A 20,524-nucleotide genomic window follows, 5' to 3' on the forward strand; every position below is an offset into this window, starting at 1 on the left:
CTTGCTGAGCGAGACGTTGCCGCCCTTGGACAGGGAAACTCCCACTGCGTACTCCTTCTCGGCGGGTGAGGTCGAGGCCCGCGGCGCGGGCCCGGGTCAAGAATCTACAACACTGTAGAAGAACTGGGAGGAGGGTACGACCGCGTCCCAGGTCGGCGTGTCCTGATGAAGCTCCTGGTCAGTCCCGCGAGTTGCCGAAAAGCAGGCGATAGGCGATGAGCAGTACGAGGGCGCCCGCGATGGCCGAACCCCAGGTCGCGGCATCGAAGAATTCCCGCTGTACCGGTCGGTCGAGGAACTCCGCCGACAACCAGCCGCCCACGAAGGCGCCGGCCACGCCGATGAGCGTCGTGCCGATGCAGCCGCCCGGATCGCGTCCGGGCAGGACGGCCTTGGCGATCGCTCCGGCGAGAAGCCCCAGTACCAGCCATGCGATGACACCCATCTCTCCAGCACTCCTTCCAGTGGTCCCTCTTGTGTGCGGGCATGCCCTGAGGCAGCTTAACTTCTACAATTATGTAGAGGTCGTGGTGGTGGGCTGGAGGGATGCGCCGGGAGCATGAGGCACGTGGGGGCGTCTATACGATGTCCGCTCGGGAAACAGGCGGCGGCGGAAGGGAGGCGGGGTGTGACTGAGCAGCAGCGTCCCCGGCGGCGGGGGCAGGGCGAGCTGGAGGCGCTGGTCCTGGCGGCGCTGCGGGAGGCGGACGGCCCGGCGACGGCCGGCTGGGTGCAGGAGCGCCTGGGTGGCGGCCTCGCCTACACGACGGTCGTCACGATCCTGACCAGGCTGCTGGTCAAGGATGTGGTCACCCGGGAACGGGCGGGCCGGTCCTTCGTCTGGACTCCGGCCTCCAGCCATGCCGGTCTGGCCGCTCACAAGATGCGCCGGGTGCTGGACGCCGAGAGCGACCGGGAGGCGGTGCTGGCCAGCTTCGTCACCGGTCTCGGCCCGGATGACGAACGGCTGTTGCGTGAACTGCTGGGCCAGCCCCGGAGTGAAGGGGAAGACTGAGACCTCATGGGGGTGTTCGTCTTCCTGCCGCTGGTGCTGCCGCTGACGGCCTGGCCGATCGCACGCCTGGCCGAGCAGCATCTCCACCCGCGCACCGCGACCAGGTTGCTGACCGCGGTGGCGGCGACGATGGCGGTGTGCAGCACGGTGTGCCTGGGGCTGGTGATGGTGGTCGGCACCGCCCAGCTTCCCGGCAATCCGCTGCCCGACGGCTGGTCCGACCCGGAGGTGCGGGCGGCGGTCCCGTACGACGAGGTCGCCGGCAAGGCGGCGATCCCCGCCCTGTGCATGGTGCTCGTGGCGTGCGGGCGGACGCTGTGGCGGCACGGCCGGGTGCGCCGTCGTGCTCACCGGGCGCTGGCCGGGCTGCGGGAGACGGAGGCCGCGGTCCTGCCGGACGACGTGCCCTACGCCTACGCGCTGCCGGGCGGTCGGCGGGATCGCGTGGTGGTGACCACAGCCCTGCTGGACTGTCTCGAACCGGCCGAGCGCCGGGCGCTGTTCGCCCATGAACGGGCTCACTTGGCCGCCCGCCACCATCGTTTTCTGCTCGCCGTCCAGCTGGCCGCGCGGGCCAACCCCTTCCTGCGGCCGCTGCGCACGGCGGTGGCGTACACGGCGGAGCGGTGGGCGGACGAGGAGGCGGCTCGGGCGGTCGGCAGCCGCCGCACCGTGGCGTACGCGATCGGCAGGACGGCCCTGGTGTCCCGGGGCACTCCGGTGGCCACGCTGGCGGGCTTCGCCGCGGCCGGACCGGTGCCGCGCAGGGTGGCGGCCCTGCTCGGACCTGCTCCGGCGGTGCGCCGCTGGCCGTCGGTGTTCACCTCGGTGGGTCTGGCGGCGTGGGGCGCCGCCGTGGGGGCCGTCGTCTCCGCGATGTCGTCCGCGAACTCCGCCGTGACGATGGTCCTCATCCTCTACGCGGCCACCCCTCTCTGACCTGGGCCGGAGTGTCGGGCGATGCCGGTGGCGAAGTCCGTGAGGAACGCCACTCCGCCCGGTGCGAAGAACGCACTGATCCTCGCTGCCCGGTTTCGTCCCGCGAGCGCCCGCGGCGCCTTCCCGGCTGCCGCCCGCACACCGTCACTGCTGCTCACGCTGCCGTTCCGGCGGCGATGAGGCGGCCCCTCCTCTCCTTGTTTCTACATGCGTGTAGAGTTCACTCGTTCGGCGGCCATGGGGGTCGTAGGTCCGAGCGCAACGGACGGACACGATCGAGGCTGAGGAGTGAGCGCCAGTGAGCGGAACGGGAAGGCGGCGCGCGCCGGCCGGAACGGAAAGAGTCCGGCTGACGAGGCGGGGGAGGGTCCTGGCGTGGAGCGCGGGTGTGTGCTCGGTGCTCGTCCTCGGTGTCGCGGGTGCCGGCGCCTGGGTCTACAAGGGTCTGGACGACAACATCCAGGGTGCCGACGTCGACGACAAGCTCGGCGGCGACCGTCCGGTCAACCTCAGCCCCGGCTCGAAGAACATCCTGGTCGTCGGCTCCGACAGCCGCGACGGCGACAACGCGAAGTACGGCAAGGGCCTGACCACCATGCAGTCGGACACGCTGATGGTCGTGCACGTCCCCGCCGACCGGAAGTGGGCCACCGTCGTCTCGCTCCCCCGCGACTCGTGGGTGGGGATACCCGCCTGCGACAAGGGCGACGGCACCACGTCCGCCCCGCACCACGCCAAGATCAACGAGGCGTTCGCGATCGGCGGCGCCAGCGGCGAGGTCGCCGGGGCCGCCGCCTGCACCATCAAGACCGTCGAAGCCGGCACCGGCCTGCGCATCGACCACTTCGTGTCCGTCGACTTCCAGGGCTTCAAGGGCATGGTCAACGCCCTGGACGGCATAGAGGTCTGCCCGGAGCAGGCCATCCACGACGAGAAGGCCCACCTGGACCTGGAGGCGGGCTGCCAGACCGTCAGGGACGAGGCGGCGCTCGGCTACGTACGCGCCCGCTACAGCATCGGCGACGGCTCCGACACCGGGCGCATCGGCCGTCAGCAGGAATTCATGCAGGCACTGGTCGAGAAGGCGCAGTCCAAACTCACGAGCCCGAGCGCGCTGTACGGCTTCCTCGAGTCCGCCACCGAGTCCCTGACCACGGACGAGGACCTGGCCGGCATCAAGCCGCTGTACGGCCTCGCGTCCGAACTCAAGGGCATCCCCGCCGACCGCCTGACCTTCCTCACCGTGCCGAACTACCCGCGCGAGGCCGACGTGCCCACCGACAAGGCCAACGTCGTGTGGCAGTACCCCCAGGCCGCCGACCTGTTCACCGCCCTGGCCAAGGACCAGGAGGTCGACAAGAAGCGGCTCCGGGCGGATGCCAGGACCCCTGTGTACGCCTCCTCCGTGCGTGTCCAGGTCCTCAACGGCACCGGTGTTCCCGGTCGCGCCGCCGCTGTCGCCGAGAAGCTGCGCGAGGCCGGCTTCACGGTCGTCGGCACGGGCAACGCCCCGGCGACCACCCGCACCACCACAGTCGGTCATCCGCCGGGCCTGGACGAACGGGCCGAAGTGCTCGTCTCCCGGCTGCCCGGTGTGCGGGCCGGGCAGGACACGGGCGCTGCCGCCGGCACTGTGACCCTGGTCGTCGGAACCGACCTCGATCCCGAGAGCATCCGGTGAGGCGGCCGAGTCCGGGCCCGGGTCAGGCGTCCGCGGTGTTCCCCTCGGCGGCCGGCCGGGCGGTCTCGGTGGCGTCGAGGGCGCGGTCCCACAGGGCCATGAGAACTCCGTACGTGTCGGGAGGATGCCCGGACCCGGGTGCTCCGGGCAGCGGTTCTCCTGCAAGGGAGTAGAAGTCATCGGCGGGGGGCGGGGAGAGGTGCCTGCCCGCCCCCCGCTTGTGCGTCCTCTACCGCCTGCCGGGGCCTGTCGTCAGCCCTCGTCCTCCTCGTCGCCTTCGAAGAAGTCACCGACCTCGTCGACGACTTCGGCCGCGACCATGCCGCCGACAACGCCGACCGCCAGACCGGCGGCACCCGCGGCGACGACGGTCCCCATGCCGGGACCGGACCGGTGGTGGTCGTCGTGGTGATGGTCGCCGTGACCGTAGTGCCCGCCGTGCCCCCCGGCGTACGGGTCGCCGTGGCCGTAGGCGCCGTGTGAGGCCCTGTGCTCGACCAACTGGCGTACCCAGCCGTCGACGTCGGCGTTCCAGTCGCGGGAGTCGTGGTGGCCGACGGTGAACCTGGTCAGCGCGTCGTGGCCGCCGGAGAGGAAGCCGCCACGCTTGTCCGCCTCCAGCACGACCTCCATACCGCCCGGATGGGCGAGGAACGTCACCTCGATCTCGTTCACCTGGTGTGCGTACTGCGGCGAAGGAGTGATCTCGATCTCCTGGTAGAAGGGCAGTTGCTGCCCCGTGCCGCCGATGCGCCCGTACTCCAGGTCGGCCGACTTGAAACCGAAGCCGAGTTGGCCGAACGCTTCGAGGATCGCCTCCTGGGCGGGCAGCGGACCGACGGTCAGCGGATCGATGTCACCTTTGTCCTTGGCGCCCGCCACCGACAGTTCGGTGCGCACGCCGAGCACGATGCCCAGTGGCTGTCCGTACAGCTCGGTGATCGGGGTCTCCCACGGCAGCGTCAGGCTGAACGGCACGCTGCGCTGCTCGCCCTCGGCGAGCCGGAAGCCGCCGCCGACGGTGAACCGGTCGAAGGCGACGCCGCCCTCGCTCTCACCCTCCTCGTGCTCGACCTCGACGCGGGCGACGAGTTCCAGGGTGATGTGCTCGATGTCGAAGTCGGCGTTGCCGCCCTTGAGGTGGACCTGGCCGGTGAGCGTGCCACCGGGCCGGGCGGGGCCCGGGTCGAGGACCGTGTCGACGGTGGGGCCGCCGACGCCGAGTGAGCCGAGCAGTCGTTTGAACACCATGGTGGCGTCCACTCCTTAAACGTACGTGTGTTCCATGAGGGCGGCGCCGCCCGCCCGACGGCGCGCGGCATCGCGGCGGTGCGCGAGGGCCGGTTACCGGGCCGCGTCGAGGGCGGCCAGCGCCTGCGCCCAGCGGGCGTACTTCAGTTCCGCCAGGTCGGCCACGGTCTTGACCCCGAACGCCTCCTGCAGCAGTTCGCCGTCGCGGTCGGAGACCCCCTTCAGCGCGGCCACCGGAGCGGCCAGGATCTCGGGCAGACTCTTGTCCGCCCAGGTCTTGTCCAGCACCTTGTCCAGGTCGATCGAAGCCATCTGTGTCGTCTCCAAGAACGCGAGGCCCGGATTGCGCGAGCCTTCTACAGGCGAGTAGAAGCATAAGGTGATCGGAGGCGAGGGGGGACGCGGTCAGGGCGGGCGCGCCGGGAAAGACCGAAAACAGATTCTTGTGCCGGCCGGGCGCCGGTGTCCCGGAACGCGGCGCGTACTCCCGCCGGTGTACGCGTTCGCCTCGAAACGCTCTTGCGGTGAGGCTGTGAGCCGTTCTGTCCCCTGGCGCCGCCTTCGCATCCCCTGGCCGCCGTCCCCGCCGTTCGCGGATGTGGCGATCGCGGCGGTCGTCGCGGTGTTCACCGGTTCGGACGCGGCGGTCAACGATCCCGGCCACCGGCAGGCCGACGCGGTGACCTGGCTGCTGTTCGCGGTCTCGACCGGCGCGCTGCTGGTGCGCAGCCGGTGGCGGTTACCTGCCGGGCGGCGCCGTCCTCGACGGGTCGTACGCCCAAGGGGAGCCGCTGCCCGCGCTGTTCGGCATCGCGGCTCTGTTCTCCGTCGTCGGCGTGCTCGGCCTGGCGATCGGGACGTTCGTACGTCATACGGCCGGTGCGGTCGCCGCCGTGGTCTCCGTGCCGCTGCTGCCGTCCCTGTCCGGGCCGCTCCTCGGCGGCCTGCGGCGATGGGTCGCCGGAGCTGCTCCGACCGCTGCGCTGGAGAAGCTCACGCAGACGTCCGACGCGAGTCCGGAGGCGGTCGGCAGCCTGGGAGTCCGGCCGTCCCTGGCGCTGGTCACCGGGTGCACCGCCCTCGCCCTGGCCGGAGCGGCGCTGGTCCTGCGGAGGCGTGGTGTCTGACCGTCGGCGCTTCACCCTGACCGCGCGCCCGCCTCGGGCGCGACGCCCGGGTCCGGCCCCTGACCCCGGACGGCCGGGAACGGCGCGGCCGTCACGACTGCTGGCCGGTGCTGTACCCGTCCGCCGGCGAGGGCGACCACGAGACCCGGGCGCGGGAGCACGAAGTCCACAGGAAGCCGTCGCTGCGCCGCACCCGGGACCCTTCCGGGCCGTGGCCTCCTGCAGCGGCTTCGCGTGTCCGCTCCAGCACCCGCACGCGGTACGGGCGGGCATGGCCTGTCAGGGTCTCGACCGGCAGACGTCGTGGGCGACCCGGTCGCCCGGTGTGCGAGCCGGCAGGCGCACGCCCCTACTGCCTGGCCGGACGTCTGCGGGGCGCCCGCGTGCACCTGTCCAGCGGCGCCGGGGCCACGGGAGACGCGATGCCCCGGCGCCTGCTGCGAGGGAGGCGGCCGGTCACAGGGACCAGCCCAGGACCGGGCCGGCCTCCGCGCCGCCCCGCGCGCCCACGCTCTCGACGTCGCGTTCCGCGAGGTCCAGCAGTTGCCGGCCCAGGTCGCGCAGGGCGCGGCCCGCCGCCAGTTCGTCGCCGATCTCCGGGACGTCCGGGTCCGCCGGGTTCCGGTGGGCGGTGCCGTGACCGGTGAGGGTCGTCGTCCCGGTCTCGAGGGTGGCGCGTGCCTTCGTCGTTCCCTCCTCCTCGAAGAGGTGGAGGCGGGTCTTCCATTCCAGCGTGTGCGACATGACTGCCTCCTCAGCCGGGGTGGCCCGGGGTGTGCCGGCCGTTCCACGTCCACCGTCCGGCTCCGGCGGGCGCGGGGCACCGGGCCGACGGTCCCGGGAACGTGCCGTGGGACCGGGTACCCCCGAAATCCGCGGCACCCGCGGCACCGGTGCCGGTCACGGGCGGGCGCCCCGGTCCCCGGGCTCCGCGGGTGCGGGGACCGCCCCGGCCGAACGCGGCCGCGTGTCGTCGACCCGGTACGACAACTGGTCGACGACCGCGACCACCCCGTCGAGGCGGCTCGCCGCACGCACCGCCACGTCGCTGTCGCTGCGCCGCTCCACCTGGCCGGTCAGGGTCACCACCCCGTCCTCGACGGTCACGGCGAGGGCCCGGGGCGTCAGCCAGAGGGCCGTCCCCAGGACGTCCCTGCGCACCGCGCGCTCGATGCCGCCGTCGGTGCGCAGCACGGCCTGGAGCAGGTCGCCACGGGTGACGATGCCGACGAGCCGCCCTTCGTCGTCCACCACGGGCAGCCGTTCCACGCCGTGTCCGGTCATGATCCAGGACGCCTCCGTGACGGTGGCGTGCGCCCCCACGGTGACGGCGGGGGCCGACATCACCGCGCCCGCCGTACGGGGCCGGCGTCGGCCGAGCACCGTACGGAGCAGACGGCGGCCCGCCCTGCGCGGCCGGACCCGCCACGAGCGAGGGGCGTCGTCCGGCCCCGCCGTGCGGGAGCGGGGGCGCGAGAGGTCGGACGTGGAGATCACGCCGATCACCCGGTCCTCGTCGTCCGTCACCGGAAGGCCGCCGACGCGGTGCTCCGCGAGTGCGCGGACCACGTCCCCGAGCGGGGTGCCGCACGCGGCGGTGACCACGTCCGTGGTCATGACGGCGCCGACCTCGGTGGCCTTCATCGCTGAACCTCCTCACCGCGCGGGGTGTCGCCGGCGGGACGGACCCCCGCCGGGAGCGGTCGCTTCCAGCCTCCGGCGGCCGCCGTGCGGATTCCAGGGCCCCAGGGGGCAGGGAACAGGGCCGATCGGCCCAGTTGTCCGCGGTGTCGTCGTTGTGAACGGCCCGCCGGCCTGCCCCCGTCGGCCCCCGCGCCCCGACCCGCTCGGGGCCTGTCGGGCCCAGGCCCCGGGCCTGGCCGGACCCTCGCCGCGCCGCTCCGCCCGGCGAGGGCCCCGGCCCGCGGGCGGCCCTACCGGTGCCGCGTCCGACCACGCGACGGGAAGCGGCCCACCGGCGGGGCCCTGCCGCCCCCCGCCGGGCGCCCCCGGCCCTGCGCCCCGCAGATGGCCCACGCGGCCCTGTCGGGACCCCGGCCCCCCGGGGAAGCTGAGGAGGGCACCCACCCGCAGGCACACCCCAGGCACACCCCAGGCACACCCCCAGACATCCCGGAACCACCCGACGCGGAAGGACACCACGATGTCCGTCGACACGCACCAGGCCTCCGCCCCGCTCGGCGAGGACGAGCTGAGGACACTGGACGCGCACTGGCGCGCCGCGAACTACCTGGCCGTCGGCCAGATCTACCTCATGGCGAACCCCCTGCTCACCGAGCCGCTGCGCCCGGAGCACGTGAAGCCGCGGCTGCTCGGCCACTGGGGCACCTCGCCCGGTCTGAACCTCGTCCACACCCACCTGAACCGGGTGATCCGGGCCCGTGACCTGGACGCCCTGTGCGTGTGGGGGCCCGGGCACGGCGGGCCCGCGGTGCTGGCCGGGTCCTGGCTGGAGGGGTCGTACACCGAGACGTACCCGGACATCACCCGGGACGCGGCGGGGATGGCGCGGCTGTTCAAGCAGTTCTCGTTCCCCGGCGGCGTCCCCAGCCACGTCGCCCCCGAGACTCCCGGCTCCATCCACGAGGGCGGCGAGCTCGGCTACTCCCTGTCCCACGCCTACGGCGCCGCGCTGGACCACCCGGACCTGGTGGTGGCCTGCGTGATCGGCGACGGCGAGGCGGAGACCGGTCCGCTGGCCGCCTCCTGGCACTCCAACAAGTTCCTCGACCCCGTCCACGACGGCGCCGTCCTGCCGATCCTGCACCTGAACGGCTACAAGATCGCCAACCCCACCGTGCTCGCCCGCGTCCCCGACGACGAGCTGGACGCGCTGCTCCGCGGCTACGGCCACGACCCCCTCCGGGTGACCGGCGACGACCCGGCCGCCGTCCACCGGGCGATGGCCCGCGCCATGGACACCGCCCTCGACCGCATCGCCGCCCTCCAGCGCGCCGCGCGCGAGGACGGCGCGACCGGACGCCCCCGCTGGCCGATGATCGTCCTGCGCACCCCGAAGGGCTGGACCGGACCCGCCGAGGTCGACGGACAGCCCGTCGAGGACACCTGGCGCTCCCACCAGGTGCCGCTGCCCGGCGTCCGCGACGACCCCGGACACCTGCGGCAGCTGGAGGCGTGGCTGCGGTCGTACCGGCCGGAGGAGCTGTTCGACGAGGACGGCCGCCCCCGGGCCGACGTCCTGGCCTGCGTCCCCGACGGCGCCCGCCGCCTCGGCTCCACCCCGTACGCCAACGGCGGGCTGATGCTGCGCGAGCTGCCGCTGCCGCCGCTGGAGCGGCACGCCGTCCCCGTGGACAAGCCGGGGGTGACCATGCACGAGCCGACCCGTGTGCTCGGCGACCTCCTCGAGGACGTCATGAGGGCCACCGCGGACCGGCGCGACTTCCGGCTGGTCGGCCCCGACGAGACCGCCTCCAACCGCCTGCAGGCCGTGTACGCGGCCAGCGGCAAGGCGTGGCAGGCCGGCACGCTCGACGTGGACGAGGACCTCGACCGGCACGGCCGGGTGATGGAGATCCTCTCCGAGCACACCTGCCAGGGCTGGCTGGAGGGCTACCTCCTCACCGGCCGGCACGGCCTGTTCTCCTGCTACGAGGCGTTCGTGCACATCGTCGACTCGATGGTCAACCAGCACATCAAGTGGCTGCGCGTCACCCGCCGCCTGCCCTGGCGCGCCCCCATCGCCTCGCTGAACTACCTGCTGACCTCGCACGTGTGGCGCCAGGACCACAACGGCTTCTCCCACCAGGACCCCGGCTTCGTCGACCACATCCTCAACAAGAGCCAGGAGGCGGTACGGGTCTACCTGCCGCCGGACGCCAACACCCTGCTGTCGGTCGCCGACCACTGCCTGCGCAGCCGCGACTACGTCAACGTGGTCGTGGCCGGCAAGCAGCCCTGCTTCGACTGGCTGTCCATGGAGCAGGCGCGGACGCACTGCGCGCGCGGCGCCGGCATCTGGGACTGGGCGGGCACCGAGACCGGCGACCGGGAACCCGACGTGGTGCTGGCCTGCGCGGGCGACGTCCCCACCCAGGAGGTGATGGCGGCCGCGCAGCTGCTGCGCCGGCACCTGCCCGGGCTGGCCGTGCGGGTCGTCAACGTGGTCGACATCGCCCGTCTGCTGCCCCGCGAGGAGCACCCGCACGGCATGTCCGACTTCGAGTACGACGGCCTGTTCACCGCGGACAAACCGGTGATCTTCGCTTACCACGGCTACCCGTGGCTGGTCCACCGGCTCGCCTACCGCCGCACCGGGCACCAGCACCTGCACGTGCGCGGCTACAAGGAGATCGGCACCACGACCACGCCGTTCGACATGGTGGTCCGCAACGACCTGGACCGCTACCGGCTGGTCATGGACGTCATCGACCGGGTCCCCGGCCTGGCGGTGCGGGCCGCCGCGGTACGGCAGCGGATGGAGGACGTCCGCCTGCGCCACCACGCGTGGATCCGCGAGCACGGCACCGACCTGCCGGAGGTCGCCGACTGGACCTGGGACGGCTGACCGGGCCTCACGCTCCCCGGATCGGCGAACACCCGCACGGGGTGCTTTGCGGGTCCTTTACAGTTGGCGTAGAAGCAGCCATTCTGCTTCCACACATCCTCGTACTGTTCGAAAAGGAGCGACGGTCCCCCGATGGGTGATCCTCCCAGTAGTAACCGTGCCACCACCCGCAGTCCGCGTCGTGCGGCCCGACAGGGAGCGGGGGTGGCACGGTGACCGAGGTCCTGCTGCTCCTGCTCGCCCTGCTGCTGACGCTGGCCTGCGGGGTGTTCGTCGCGGCCGAGTTCTCCCTCACCACCGTCGAGCGCGCCGAACTCGAGCGCGCAGCCGACGCCGGTGAGCGCGGTGCGGCCGGGGCGCTGGCCGCCGTACGCCGTCTGACGGTCCAGCTGTCCGGCGCCCAGCTCGGCATCACCGTCACCTCCCTGGTGATCGGCATGCTCGCCGAGCCGTCCCTCGCCGCCCTGCTGCGCGACCCGCTGCGGTCGGCCGGCCTCGGCGGCGCCGCCCCGACCGTGGCCACGCTGCTCGGTGTGGCGCTGTCCACGGTCGTGCTGATGGTGATCGGCGAGCTGGTCCCGAAGAACTGGGCCATCTCGCGTCCCGCGGCGGTCGCCAAGGTCGTCGCAGGACCGCAGCGCGCCTTCACGGCCGCCTTCGGCCCGTTCATCAACCACCTCAACGGCACCGCGAACCGCTTCGTGCGCCGCTTCGGCCTGGAACCCGCGGAGGAGCTGGCGTCCGCCCGCACCGCCGAGGAGCTGGGCGCGCTCGCCCGGCACTCCGCCGCCGAGGGCGCCCTGGAAGCGGACTCCGCGGAGCTGTTCGTCCGCACCCTGCACCTGAGCGAGCTGACCGCCGAGAACGTGATGACCCCGCGCGTCGACGTCTGCGCCCTGGAGGTGCACGCCACCGCCGCCGACGCCGCCGTGCTCAGCCACGCCACCGGCCTGTCCCGCTTCCCGGTCTACCGGGACAGCCTCGACGAGGTCGTCGGCACCGTCCACATCCGGGACGTGCTGGCCCTGGAGCCGGAGCGGCGCGCCACCACGCCCGTCACCGAGCTGACCACGCCGCCGCTGCTGGTCCCCGACAGCCTCCCCGCCGACCGTCTGCTGGAGCGCATGCGCGCCCACCGCGCCATGGCCGTCGTCATCGACGAGTACGGCGGCACGGCGGGCGTCGCCACCGTGGAGGACATCGTCGAGGAGGTCGTCGGCGAGGTCCGCGACGAGCACGACCCCGTCGAGGTGCCCGAGCTGGCGCCCGCACCGCCCACGGCCGACGGCCGCGCGGTCTGGGAGGCCGACGGCGGTCTCCGTCTCGACCGGCTCACCGACCTGGGGCTCCCCGCCCCGGACGGCCCGTACGAGACGGTCGCCGGACTGATCGCCACCCGCCTGGCCCGCATCCCCGTCGCGGGCGACTTCGTGGAGGTCGACGGCTGGGGGCTCGACGTGCTGGCGGTCGAGCACCACCGCGCCGACCGCATACGCGTCACCGCCCCGGCCGTCCTGCCGGCCGCCGAGGTCATGGAGGAGGCCCGATGACCGTCCTGCAGCTCGCCATCGGTGTCCTCACCCTGCTGACCAACGCGTTCTTCGTCGGCGCGGAGTTCGCCCTGATCTCGGTGCGCCGCAGCCAGATCGAGCCGCGCGCCCTCGCGGGCGAGAAGCGCGCCCGGCTGACCCTGTGGGCGCTGGAACACCTGTCCGCGATGATGGCCACCGCCCAGCTCGGCATCACGGTGTCCTCGCTGGTGCTCGGCGCGGTCGCCGAACCGGCCATCGCGCACCTGCTGGAGCCGCCCTTCGAGGCGGTGAACGTCCCGGACGCCCTGGTCCACCCGATCGCGTTCGTCATCGCCCTGACCCTCGCCACGTATCTGCACATGCTGATCGGCGAGATGGTGCCGAAGAACATCGCGCTCGCCGCGCCGGTGCCCAGCGCGCTGCTGCTGGGCCCGCCGCTGGTGTGGCTCACCCGGGCGCTGCGGCCCTTCGTGTTCGGCATCAACGCCTTCGCCAACGTCCTGCTGCGGCTGCTGCGGGTCGAGCCGAAGGACGAGGTGGAGTCGGTGTTCACCGACGACCAGCTGGTCCGGATGGTCGTCGACTCCAGCGAGGCGGGACTGCTCACCCCGGCGGACGGGGAGCGGCTGCGGGACGCGCTGGAACTGGGCACCCGCCCGGTCGGTGAGATCCTCGTCCCGGCCCGGCGGATGCACACCGTCGACCACACGGTCACCCCGGCGCGCCTGGAGCGCGTGGCCGCCGAGGCGGGCCTGTCCCGTTTCCCGGTCACCGGCCCCGACGGCGCGCTCCTGGGCTACCTGCACATCAAGGACACCCTCGGCGTGACCGAACGGGACCGGCCGTTCCCGCCCACCGCGCTGCACAAGGTCACCCGGGTCCGCATCGACACCCCGCTCGACGACACGCTCACCGCGCTCCGCGCGGAGGGCAGCCATCTCGCCGCGGCCGTCGGCGAGAACGGCAAGGTCATCGGCTTCGTGACGATGGAGGACGTCCTGACGGAACTGGTCGGCCCGGCGGCCCCGGCCCCGGCCTGACCTCCCGCGCCGCCGGCACCGGCGACACCCCGCGGCCCCGGCCGGACACCTGTCCGGCCGGGGCCGCGGCCACGTGCGCCGGCGGTCACCCGTCCATGCGCCGGCGACGCTCGTTGTGCCAGGCGATCGCGCGGCGGATGTCGGGCTCGTCCAGACCCGTGCGGCACGCCAGTTCGGTCATGCCGAGGACCGGCGGACCGGACGTCAGGACCCGGCTGATCTTGCCCGCCCAGAGTTCCTCCTGGACGAAGGGCCGTCGCCGGTAGGCGGCGCGGATCAGCTCCAGGTGCGCCTCGCAGCACGCGGTGACGCGGCGCAGACCGTCGTGCAGCGGATCGTCGGGACGCACGGCCGAGGAGTCCGCCACATGACCCCGCACCGCCTCCTCCGGCGGGAACGTTCTCGCGCACAGATCACACAACTCCGGTGCGACGGGGGCGGATCGACGTGCGTGCTTCCTGCGTTTCCACATGGAGAGCTCCCGGTGGCCGACTGCGCTCAGCGTACTGCGCCGGGCCCGCTTCCACCCGGCGGCGGACGATGTCACCCCCGCCCCCGGCCTACGGCACACCCAGCTCGAAGAGGACGTACCCCGCGTACGACCCGGAGGCCACCGCCGCCGTGCCCAGCACCGCGGCCAGCACGGGCCCGCTCAGCCGGCGCATGGCCAGGGCGAGCGGCACGTACAGCGGGAACAGCGGGAGCAGGTAACGCGAGACGTTGCCGAAGTACTGCTGGGTGGCCATCACCATCAGGTACGACAGCACCGTGTACACCACCAGCACGGCCGGCGGGCGCAGCCGCACCAGCAGCACGGTCAGCACCGGCACCAGCAGCACCACCCCGACCCCGATGATGTCCTCCATCGGCATGGCGAACAGGTAGTCGAAGTGCCCGACCGGCACGGAGGTCAGCACGTCGAGGCTGTGCCGTCCGTAGTCGAAGGTGTGGCCCCAGGCGCCCTCCTGGAGCTTGGTGTAGCCGCCCCAGTCGCCCATCCGGTGCCCCACCCAGGCCAGGTAGCCGGCCGTGCCCAGCGGGGCGATCGCCGCGGCGGCCAGCGGGCGCCGCCAGTCCTCCCGTCGCCGGACCACCGCGAGCAGTCCCGCGACGGCGAGCGCGGCGGCCAGGGCGACCGCCGTGGGCCGGGTCAGCCCGGCGGCGAAGGCCAGCACCCCGGCGGCCGCCCAGCGGCGGGTCGTCACGGCCCAGCAGGCCCAGGCGGCCAGCGCCGTGTACAGCGACTCGGAGTACACCGCCCACTCCGCGCCGGACCCCGGCCACACCGCCCACAGACCCACGGCGACCAGCCCGGCCCGGCGCCCGCCCAGCCGCGCGGTCACGGCGTGGATGCCGAGCGCGGCGACGAACGAGCACACCACGGAGACGGTCATCCCGGCGCCGTACGGGCCGAGTCCGGTGACCTCCACGACCAGCCGCATCAGCGCCGGGTACAGCGGGAAGAACGCCGCGGAGTTGCCCTCCAGGGTGATCAGTCCGGTCGCGCCGGGGACGGGCTCCAGGGCGGGGTCGTAACCGTGCAGGGCGATCTGCTGGTACCACCAGCCGTCCCAGCTCCCCAGCACGTCCCACGGGCGCGCGCCGCCGCCGAACCTGACGTGCTTCTCCCGGAAGTCGCCGGCGGAGTCCAGCAGGACCAGGAACACGGTGAAGCCCGTCAGCTTGAGCACCCCGTACACGGCGAGAACGGGCCCGAGGCGGGAAGCGAGGCGGCGCAGCCGCTCACGGGAGGAGCCGGGCGCGGGCGGGGACGGGGCGGCTGCCGGCCCGGGCCGGCGGGTCGTCGTGCTGCTCATGAGGCGGGGATCCCTGTCGTACGGCGGGAGCGGCGGCCGGGGAGGACGCGGGCGCGCAGGAGGGGGAAGCGGAGCAGGGCGGCGGCGAGGTTCGCGGCGGCCAGCACCGGCAGCTCGGCCCGGGGACCGGCGGCGGGCAGGGCGTGGTGGAGGACGGCCAGCGCACCGCCGGTGAGGGCGAGACCGGCCAGGAGGGCCGCCGGCCCGCCGAGGTGATGGGCCGGCGGCCCCGCGCGTCCTCGCACGCCGAAGGTGAAGCGCCGGTCGGCGGCGGTGCTGAGGACGGTGCAGAGGAGCAGGGCGAGCGCGTTGCCCGCCTGGGCTCCCGCGGCCGGCCGCAGCAGGGCGTACAGGGCGAGGTGCAGCAGTGCGCCGACGGCTCCTACGGCGGCGAACCGGAGCAGCCGGGCGGGGCGGCCGGGCGGCGGGACCGCGGAGCCGGCGGCCGTGCCGGCGCCGCCCAGCGCGGCCAGTGGCAGTCGTCCGCGGGCCAGCGCCCGGCCCAGCCGGACCATGCCGCGCAGGTCCGCGAGCGCCGTGGGGAGGAGATCGACCCGGCTGTCGGGATCGTCCACCCAGTCCACCGGTACCTCGTGGATGCGCAGCCCGGCCCGCTCGGCGATCACGAGCAGCTCCGTGTCGAAGAACCACTCGCGGTCCTCCACCAGCGGCAGCAGCCGCTCGGCCACCTCCCGCCGGACCGCCTTGAAACCGCACTGCGCGTCGGTGAACCCGACGGAGAGCGCGCCGCGCAGCAGCCCGTTGTAGCAGCGGGAGATGATCTCCCGCTTCGGCCCGCGCACGACCCGGGAACCCCGGGCCAGCCGGGTGCCGATGGCGAGGTCGGAGTGGCCGGAGATCAGCGGCGCGACGAGCGGGAGCAGCGCCGCGAGGTCGGTGGACAGGTCCACGTCGAGATACGCCAGCACCGGGGCGGGGGAGCGGGACCAGGCGGTGTGCAGGGCGCGTCCGCGTCCCTTCTCCTCCAGCCGCACCCACTGGGCGCCGGGCAGTTCCCCGGCCAGGCGGGCGGCGATCCACGGGGTGCGGTCGGTGCTCGCGTTGTCGGCGACCGTGATCCGGAAGGGGTACGGGAAGGTCTCCGCGAGGTGCGCGTGCAGCCGGCGGACGCAGGGCTCGAGGTCGCGCTCCTCGTTGTGCACGGGCACGACCACCTCCAGGACGGGCCCGGGGCGGTGGTGCTCGGGGCCGAGGGGCGGTGCGGACCGCCGGACGGTTCTCATACGGGTCCCTTTCCGGCGTACGCCTGGGGTCGCGGTGATGAGGTGTCGGAGTGATATGGGCATGCCAAGCAAGCCCGTCGGGTGGTCCGTGGGCAGGTCGGGCGGGCCCGGGGCCCGCCCGGGGTCATCCGCTCGGCGGGGGAGAGGTCGGGGTGCCGCCGTGGCCGGGTTCCGTGGTGACCGGCCCGGTCGTCCCCGGCGGGGGACCGCCCGGTGCGCCGGGCTCGGACGCCCGGGTCGGCGGCGGTGACGTGCTCGGCTCCGTGGCGCCGGACGGGGCCCCGGTCGGCTCGCCGGACAGCGAGGGGGCCGTCGACCCGGTCGCCGGCAGGGGCAGGTCGGCCGGTGCGGGCCCGGAGCCGAGGCGGGGCAGCAGCGCCAGACCGACGCTCAGCCCGGCCACCGCGAGGGCGGAACCGCCCGCCCGCACCAGCATCCGCGTCCGGCGACGGGCCCGGATGCCCTCGTACAGGCGTGCCCGCTGCCGCGGTTCGAAGGGGGCGGGGGTCCGGCCCTCGCGCATCATGCGCGTCAGCTCGCGCTCGAAGTCGTCCATCGCTGCTCCCCTCACGTCACGGGCCGGGCGGAGTCGGACAGGATCTGCCGCAGCCGCGCCACGCCGCGCGACGCGTGGGAGCGGGCCGTGCCGACCGGGCAGCCGAGGGCCTGCGCCACCTGCCCCTCGGGCAGGTCCTCGTAGTAGCGCAGCACCACCGCCGCCCGCTGCCGGGGCGTCAGCAGGGCCAGCGCCGCTTCGAGGCGCGAGCGTTCGGCGACGGACGCGGACACGTCGCCCGGTCCGGGCCGGTCGGGCAGTTCACCCACGGGGCGCTCACCCCACCAGCGGCGGCGGGCCGACCGCGCGGCCAGCCGCACCATCACCTGGCGGACGTACGCCTCCGGCGCCTGCTCGGCGACCTTCGGCCAGGCGAACCACAACTTCACCAGGGCCTCCTGCGCCAGGTCCTCGGCGCGCTGGCGGTCGCCGCCGGTGAGCAGACGCGCGACATGCAGCAGCGCCGACCAGCGGGCGGCCACGAACTCGTCGAAGCCGTCGGCCCGAAACCGCTGCATCCCTTACCGCCCCGTGTCCGTACAACCCCTTGCACCTGGAAGAAGGCCCTGGGACCGGGGAAACGCTGCAGTACATCACTGTGACCCGCATCACGTCTTGTGAAAGGTGCGGTCGCGTGCGGCCGCAGCGGCGCCGCACACACGAAAAGGGCAGTGCCGAGAGGCACTGCCCTGCTGGTTCCCGAGCAGCCTGCCGAGAAGGCGGCCGACACGGCGACGGCCCCGGCGAACGCCGGGACCGTCGAGGTCAGTGGGCGCCGGGGCCGCCGCTGCCGAAACCTCCGCCGCCGCCCTCGTTCCAGCGGGGACGCCCCTCGCCGGTGCCGGTGCGGCTGCCCGCGTTGCCGTGGCCCTTCAGCTCGTGCGGGCTCAGTCGCTCCTCGGTCCGCGGCATCTCCTCCGGCTCCCGGTGCTCCCGCACCTCGCGGACCGGACCGCCCTCGGGCATCCGGGGCTGCTCCTCGGGCCGCGGCCGGCGCGAGTCGTTGTTACGGACCCGGCGGCTGCCGAACAGGAACATGCCGATCAGCAGGGCCAGGACCGCGATCCCGGCCACCACCAGACCGACGCCCAGAGCACCGCGTCCCGCCGCCAGGTCGGCTGTCTCCATCGCGTTCATCATGCCCTCGCGGGTACCCCGGGTCCCCGCCCCGAACCAGGCCGCCCCCGCCGGACCCGCCCGCGGGACGCCGCACAGCCCTGGGGATCGCCGGACCGACCGGGTTTGACGCCCCGCACGGGGGCAACCCGCGCGGTGTGACGACGACATCGCAGGAGGAGCTGTTCCGGTTCCTGGAGGACCGGTTCGCCTGCGCCCAGGCCTGCGCCGAGTGCGCCCGGGCCTGCGCGACCCGGGCCGGCCTCGTGGACCCCGACGGCGCCGAGAACCAGGAACTCGTACGACGCAAGGGCATCATGTGCGCGGAGGTCTGCGACGCGACCTGCCGTGTGCTGTCCGAGCAGAACCAGGCCGACGAGGCCACCATCCGCATGCAGGTTGAGTGGTGCCGCCAGGTGTGCCTGGAGAGCGCCCAGGTCTTCGACGGACACCCCGGAGCGGAACGGACCGCGGAGGCCTGCCGCGCCTGCGCGCGGGCCTGCACCGAATTCCTCGCCACCCTCGACTGACCCACCGTCCCGCCACGTCCCCGGCCGCCCCCGGCCCCGTGCGCACTCGGGCGGGTCGTCGCCCTGCCGGGTGAGACCGGGGGCCGGACGGACCACGACGGAGGCGGCGCGGTCCGGCCGGCTCGGCCGGGGCCGGACGCCCTCGCCGAGTCCCGCGAGGTGGCCGCCCTGCGCGAGCGGGTGCCCGGCGCCGGCCACCCGGACGTCCTGGTCAGCCGCCGCGAGGCCGCCGTCGCGCCGGGCCGGCTGGGCGACCGGGCGCACGCGCCCACCGAGTACCGGAGGGGGCCGTCGCCCTGGAGCGGGTGCTCGGCGCGGACCACCCCGACACCCTCGCCGCCCGCGAGGACGAGGCCCGCTGCCTGGAGCGTCCGGTCCGCCCGGGAGAGGCGGCGGAGCCGTACGGGCGGGTGGCGCCGCTTCGCGGGCAGGGTCCGGCCGGAGGCGCGCGGTCCCTTGCCCCGGCCGGGTCCGGCCGGTCGTCCCGGTCCCCCGGATCCCCTCTGGCCGCGGGCGATCGTCACGTGTTACGAAGAACCATGACCGCAGCGCGGGACGCCCGGACGTATGACGCCGTCGTCGTCGGCGCAGGCCACAACGGCCTCGTCGCCGCCGCCTACCTCGCCCGTGCCGGGCGCTCCGTCCTGGTGCTGGAGCGGCTGGACCACACCGGCGGCGCGGCGGTCTCCACCCGCCCCTTCGCGGGTGTCGACGCACGCCTGTCCCGGTACTCGTACCTGGTCAGCCTGCTGCCCCGGAAGATCCTCACCGATCTGGGGCTCGACGTCCGGCTCTCCACCCGCACCATCTCCTCGTACACCCCCGCCGAACGCGACGGCCGGCCCACCGGTCTGCTCGTCGGCGGCGGCGAGGAACGCACCCGCGAGGCGTTCGTCCGGCTCACCGGCTCCGACCGCGAGCACCGGGCGTGGCAGGATTTCTACGACCTGACCGGCCGGGTCGCCCGCCGGGTCTTCCCCACCCTCACCGAGCCGCTGCCCACCCGTGAGGAGCTGCGCCGCGCGGTGGACGACGAGGAGGCCTGGCGGATCCTCTTCGAGGAGCCCCTGGGCGTCGCCGTCGAGGAGCGCTTCGCCGACGACCTGGTGCGCGGCGTCGTCCTCACCGACGCGCTCATCGGCACCTTCGCCGACGCCCACGACTCCTCACTGAAGCAGAACCGCTGCTTCCTCTACCACGTCATCGGCGGCGGCACCGGCGCCTGGGACGTCCCGGTCGGCGGCATGGGCGCGCTCACCGACGCGCTCGCCGGCGCCGCCCGCGCGGCCGGCGCGGTCATCGCCACCGGCCACCAGGCCGTACGCGTCGAGACCGACGGCCGTACCGCCGAGGTCACCCACCGCACGGCCGACGGCGAGGGCGTCGTCACCGCCCGGCACGTCCTGGTCAACGCCTCTCCGAAGGAGCTGGCGCGGCTCACCGGCGACACGCCCCCGCCGCCCGCCGAGGGCGCCCAGCTCAAGGTGAACATGCTGCTCGAGCGGCTGCCCCGGCTCCGCGACAGCTCCGTCGACCCGCGTGAGGCGTTCGCCGGCACCTTCCACATCGCCGAGGGCTACCAGCAGCTGGCCACCGCGCACGCCCAGGCCGCCACGGGACGGCTGCCCGACGCGCCGCCCTCGGAGATCTACTGCCACTCGCTCACCGATCCGTCGATCCTCGGGCCCGACCTGGCGGCGCGGGGCTGTCAGACCCTCACCCTGTTCGGACTGCACACGCCGGCGCGGCTGTTCGAACGGGACAACGACGCGGTGCGCGAGGAACTGCTGAAGTCGACGCTGGCCCAGCTCGACGCCCACCTGGCCGAGCCGATCGCCGACTGCCTCGCCACGGACGCCGACGGCCGCCCGTGCGTCGAGGCCAGGTCGCCGCTCGACCTGGAACGCGACCTCGGGCTGCCCGGCGGCCACATCTTCCACCGCGACCTCTCCTGGCCCCACGCCCAGGACGGCACCGGCCGCTGGGGCGTGGAGACGGTCCACGCCAACGTGCTGCTCTGCGGCGCGGGCGCGGTGCGCGGCGGCGGGGTGAGCGGGGTGCCGGGGCACAACGCGGCGATGGCCGTGCTGGAGGCCGGCCAGGACTGACGGCCCGGCCGGCCGTGGT

20 protein-coding genes are annotated in these 20,524 nt (G+C 74.0%); 9 read left to right on the forward strand and 11 right to left on the reverse strand.

The annotated features are described in order from the left end of the window. Window positions 1-178 precede the first annotated feature (178 nt). Window positions 179-445, reverse strand: a complete 267-nt coding sequence (locus tag ACIQ8B_RS28425) for a GlsB/YeaQ/YmgE family stress response membrane protein (protein WP_403550705.1) — start codon at window positions 443-445, stop codon at window positions 179-181. Window positions 446-628: 183 nt separating this feature from the next. Between ACIQ8B_RS28425 and ACIQ8B_RS28430 the strand changes: the two genes are divergently transcribed. From ACIQ8B_RS28430 to ACIQ8B_RS28440, 3 genes are all read left to right on the forward strand, one after another. Further along, entirely contained in the window at window positions 629-1,015 is a 387-nt protein-coding gene (locus ACIQ8B_RS28430) for a BlaI/MecI/CopY family transcriptional regulator (protein WP_403550707.1), read from the forward strand. A 6-nt stretch (window positions 1,016-1,021) separates the two neighbouring features. Next, window positions 1,022-1,954, forward strand: a complete 933-nt coding sequence (locus tag ACIQ8B_RS28435; protein WP_403550709.1) for a M56 family metallopeptidase — start codon at window positions 1,022-1,024, stop codon at window positions 1,952-1,954. Window positions 1,955-2,342: 388 nt separating this feature from the next. Next, window positions 2,343-3,635 (forward strand): LCP family protein, encoded by a 1,293-nt coding sequence (locus tag ACIQ8B_RS28440; protein ID WP_403550711.1) that lies wholly within the window; start codon window positions 2,343-2,345, stop codon window positions 3,633-3,635. A 252-nt stretch (window positions 3,636-3,887) separates the two neighbouring features. On the opposite strand, the gene ACIQ8B_RS28445 is transcribed toward ACIQ8B_RS28440, so the two are convergent. Together ACIQ8B_RS28445 and ACIQ8B_RS28450 are read right to left on the reverse strand one after the other, a co-directional pair. Then, the gene (locus tag ACIQ8B_RS28445; RefSeq protein WP_403550713.1) at window positions 3,888-4,886 is read right to left on the reverse strand and encodes a sporulation protein; all 999 of its coding nucleotides are present in this window, start codon (window positions 4,884-4,886) and stop codon (window positions 3,888-3,890) included. A gap of 93 nt (window positions 4,887-4,979) precedes the next feature. Next, the gene (locus ACIQ8B_RS28450; RefSeq protein WP_106415545.1) at window positions 4,980-5,198 is read right to left on the reverse strand and encodes a hypothetical protein; all 219 of its coding nucleotides are present in this window, start codon (window positions 5,196-5,198) and stop codon (window positions 4,980-4,982) included. A 524-nt stretch (window positions 5,199-5,722) separates the two neighbouring features. Here ACIQ8B_RS28450 and ACIQ8B_RS28455 point away from each other — a divergent pair. Next, window positions 5,723-6,013 (forward strand): hypothetical protein, encoded by a 291-nt coding sequence (locus tag ACIQ8B_RS28455; protein WP_290004929.1) that lies wholly within the window; start codon window positions 5,723-5,725, stop codon window positions 6,011-6,013. Window positions 6,014-6,469: 456 nt separating this feature from the next. Here the strand turns inward: ACIQ8B_RS28455 and ACIQ8B_RS28460 are convergent, their stop codons facing one another. Together ACIQ8B_RS28460 and ACIQ8B_RS28465 are read right to left on the reverse strand one after the other, a co-directional pair. Next, a complete protein-coding gene (locus ACIQ8B_RS28460) occupies window positions 6,470-6,757 on the reverse strand; it encodes a dsRBD fold-containing protein (protein ID WP_106415547.1) in 288 nt (95 codons plus the stop codon). Window positions 6,758-6,913: 156 nt separating this feature from the next. Continuing rightward, complete coding sequence (locus ACIQ8B_RS28465; protein ID WP_403550716.1) at window positions 6,914-7,657, reverse strand: CBS domain-containing protein; 744 nt, start codon at window positions 7,655-7,657, stop codon at window positions 6,914-6,916. Window positions 7,658-8,177: 520 nt separating this feature from the next. On the opposite strand from ACIQ8B_RS28465, the gene ACIQ8B_RS28470 reads away from it, so the two are divergent. From ACIQ8B_RS28470 to ACIQ8B_RS28480, 3 genes are all read left to right on the forward strand, one after another. After that, complete coding sequence (locus ACIQ8B_RS28470) at window positions 8,178-10,562, forward strand: phosphoketolase (protein WP_403550718.1); 2,385 nt, start codon at window positions 8,178-8,180, stop codon at window positions 10,560-10,562. A 212-nt stretch (window positions 10,563-10,774) separates the two neighbouring features. Then, entirely contained in the window at window positions 10,775-12,112 is a 1,338-nt protein-coding gene (locus tag ACIQ8B_RS28475; RefSeq protein WP_106415551.1) for a hemolysin family protein, read from the forward strand. Next, window positions 12,109-13,134, forward strand: coding sequence for a hemolysin family protein (locus ACIQ8B_RS28480; protein ID WP_290004922.1), 1,026 nt, complete (start codon window positions 12,109-12,111; stop codon window positions 13,132-13,134). Before ACIQ8B_RS28475 ends, ACIQ8B_RS28480 begins: the two co-directional genes overlap by 4 nt. 85 nt (window positions 13,135-13,219) lie before the next feature. Here the strand turns inward: ACIQ8B_RS28480 and ACIQ8B_RS28485 are convergent, their stop codons facing one another. The 6 genes from ACIQ8B_RS28485 to ACIQ8B_RS28510 form a co-directional block, all read right to left on the reverse strand. After that, the gene (locus ACIQ8B_RS28485; protein ID WP_342210918.1) at window positions 13,220-13,513 is read right to left on the reverse strand and encodes a hypothetical protein; all 294 of its coding nucleotides are present in this window, start codon (window positions 13,511-13,513) and stop codon (window positions 13,220-13,222) included. A gap of 181 nt (window positions 13,514-13,694) precedes the next feature. Beyond that, entirely contained in the window at window positions 13,695-14,951 is a 1,257-nt protein-coding gene (locus ACIQ8B_RS28490) for a hypothetical protein (RefSeq protein ID WP_290004919.1), read from the reverse strand. Beyond that, a complete protein-coding gene (locus ACIQ8B_RS28495) occupies window positions 14,948-16,195 on the reverse strand; it encodes a dolichyl-phosphate beta-glucosyltransferase (RefSeq protein ID WP_403550721.1) in 1,248 nt (415 codons plus the stop codon). The genes ACIQ8B_RS28490 and ACIQ8B_RS28495 overlap by 4 nt, the downstream gene beginning before the upstream one ends. A gap of 124 nt (window positions 16,196-16,319) precedes the next feature. Then, window positions 16,320-16,751, reverse strand: coding sequence for a cellulase (locus tag ACIQ8B_RS28500; RefSeq protein WP_290004916.1), 432 nt, complete (start codon window positions 16,749-16,751; stop codon window positions 16,320-16,322). 11 nt (window positions 16,752-16,762) lie between these two features. Beyond that, window positions 16,763-17,269, reverse strand: a complete 507-nt coding sequence (locus tag ACIQ8B_RS28505) for a SigE family RNA polymerase sigma factor (RefSeq protein WP_403550723.1) — start codon at window positions 17,267-17,269, stop codon at window positions 16,763-16,765. 247 nt (window positions 17,270-17,516) lie between these two features. Beyond that, window positions 17,517-17,879 (reverse strand): DUF6479 family protein, encoded by a 363-nt coding sequence (locus ACIQ8B_RS28510; RefSeq protein ID WP_290004914.1) that lies wholly within the window; start codon window positions 17,877-17,879, stop codon window positions 17,517-17,519. Window positions 17,880-18,025: 146 nt separating this feature from the next. Here ACIQ8B_RS28510 and ACIQ8B_RS28515 point away from each other — a divergent pair, with 146 nt between their 5' ends. Together ACIQ8B_RS28515 and ACIQ8B_RS28520 are read left to right on the forward strand one after the other, a co-directional pair. Continuing rightward, complete coding sequence (locus ACIQ8B_RS28515; protein ID WP_106415559.1) at window positions 18,026-18,397, forward strand: ferredoxin; 372 nt, start codon at window positions 18,026-18,028, stop codon at window positions 18,395-18,397. 539 nt (window positions 18,398-18,936) lie between these two features. Beyond that, window positions 18,937-20,505: a phytoene desaturase family protein gene (locus tag ACIQ8B_RS28520; protein WP_403550726.1), complete on the forward strand. Its 1,569-nt coding sequence runs from the start codon at window positions 18,937-18,939 to the stop codon at window positions 20,503-20,505. Window positions 20,506-20,524 lie beyond the last annotated feature (19 nt).

This window comes from Streptomyces sp. NPDC096105, assembly GCF_044763335.1.
Taxonomy (GTDB): Bacteria; Actinomycetota; Actinomycetes; order Streptomycetales; family Streptomycetaceae; genus Streptomyces.

What these genes read in the sequence shown, in the direction of transcription:
- ACIQ8B_RS28465 (WP_403550716.1), bottom strand. Translation starts at nt 7,657, where the DNA reads ATGAAGGCCACCGAGGTCGGCGCCGTCATGACCACGGACGTGGTCACC.
- ACIQ8B_RS28470 (WP_403550718.1), top strand. Translation starts at nt 8,178, where the DNA reads ATGTCCGTCGACACGCACCAGGCCTCCGCCCCGCTCGGCGAGGACGAG.
- ACIQ8B_RS28480 (WP_290004922.1), top strand. Translation starts at nt 12,109, where the DNA reads ATGACCGTCCTGCAGCTCGCCATCGGTGTCCTCACCCTGCTGACCAAC.
- ACIQ8B_RS28520 (WP_403550726.1), top strand. Translation starts at nt 18,937, where the DNA reads ATGACCGCAGCGCGGGACGCCCGGACGTATGACGCCGTCGTCGTCGGC.
- ACIQ8B_RS28510 (WP_290004914.1), bottom strand. Translation starts at nt 17,879, where the DNA reads ATGGAGACAGCCGACCTGGCGGCGGGACGCGGTGCTCTGGGCGTCGGT.
- ACIQ8B_RS28495 (WP_403550721.1), bottom strand. Translation starts at nt 16,195, where the DNA reads ATGAGAACCGTCCGGCGGTCCGCACCGCCCCTCGGCCCCGAGCACCAC.
- ACIQ8B_RS28425 (WP_403550705.1), bottom strand. Translation starts at nt 445, where the DNA reads ATGGGTGTCATCGCATGGCTGGTACTGGGGCTTCTCGCCGGAGCGATC.
- ACIQ8B_RS28450 (WP_106415545.1), bottom strand. Translation starts at nt 5,198, where the DNA reads ATGGCTTCGATCGACCTGGACAAGGTGCTGGACAAGACCTGGGCGGAC.
- ACIQ8B_RS28490 (WP_290004919.1), bottom strand. Translation starts at nt 14,951, where the DNA reads ATGAGCAGCACGACGACCCGCCGGCCCGGGCCGGCAGCCGCCCCGTCC.
- ACIQ8B_RS28445 (WP_403550713.1), bottom strand. Translation starts at nt 4,886, where the DNA reads ATGGTGTTCAAACGACTGCTCGGCTCACTCGGCGTCGGCGGCCCCACC.
- ACIQ8B_RS28505 (WP_403550723.1), bottom strand. Translation starts at nt 17,269, where the DNA reads ATGCAGCGGTTTCGGGCCGACGGCTTCGACGAGTTCGTGGCCGCCCGC.
- ACIQ8B_RS28435 (WP_403550709.1), top strand. Translation starts at nt 1,022, where the DNA reads ATGGGGGTGTTCGTCTTCCTGCCGCTGGTGCTGCCGCTGACGGCCTGG.
- ACIQ8B_RS28500 (WP_290004916.1), bottom strand. Translation starts at nt 16,751, where the DNA reads ATGGACGACTTCGAGCGCGAGCTGACGCGCATGATGCGCGAGGGCCGG.
- ACIQ8B_RS28460 (WP_106415547.1), bottom strand. Translation starts at nt 6,757, where the DNA reads ATGTCGCACACGCTGGAATGGAAGACCCGCCTCCACCTCTTCGAGGAG.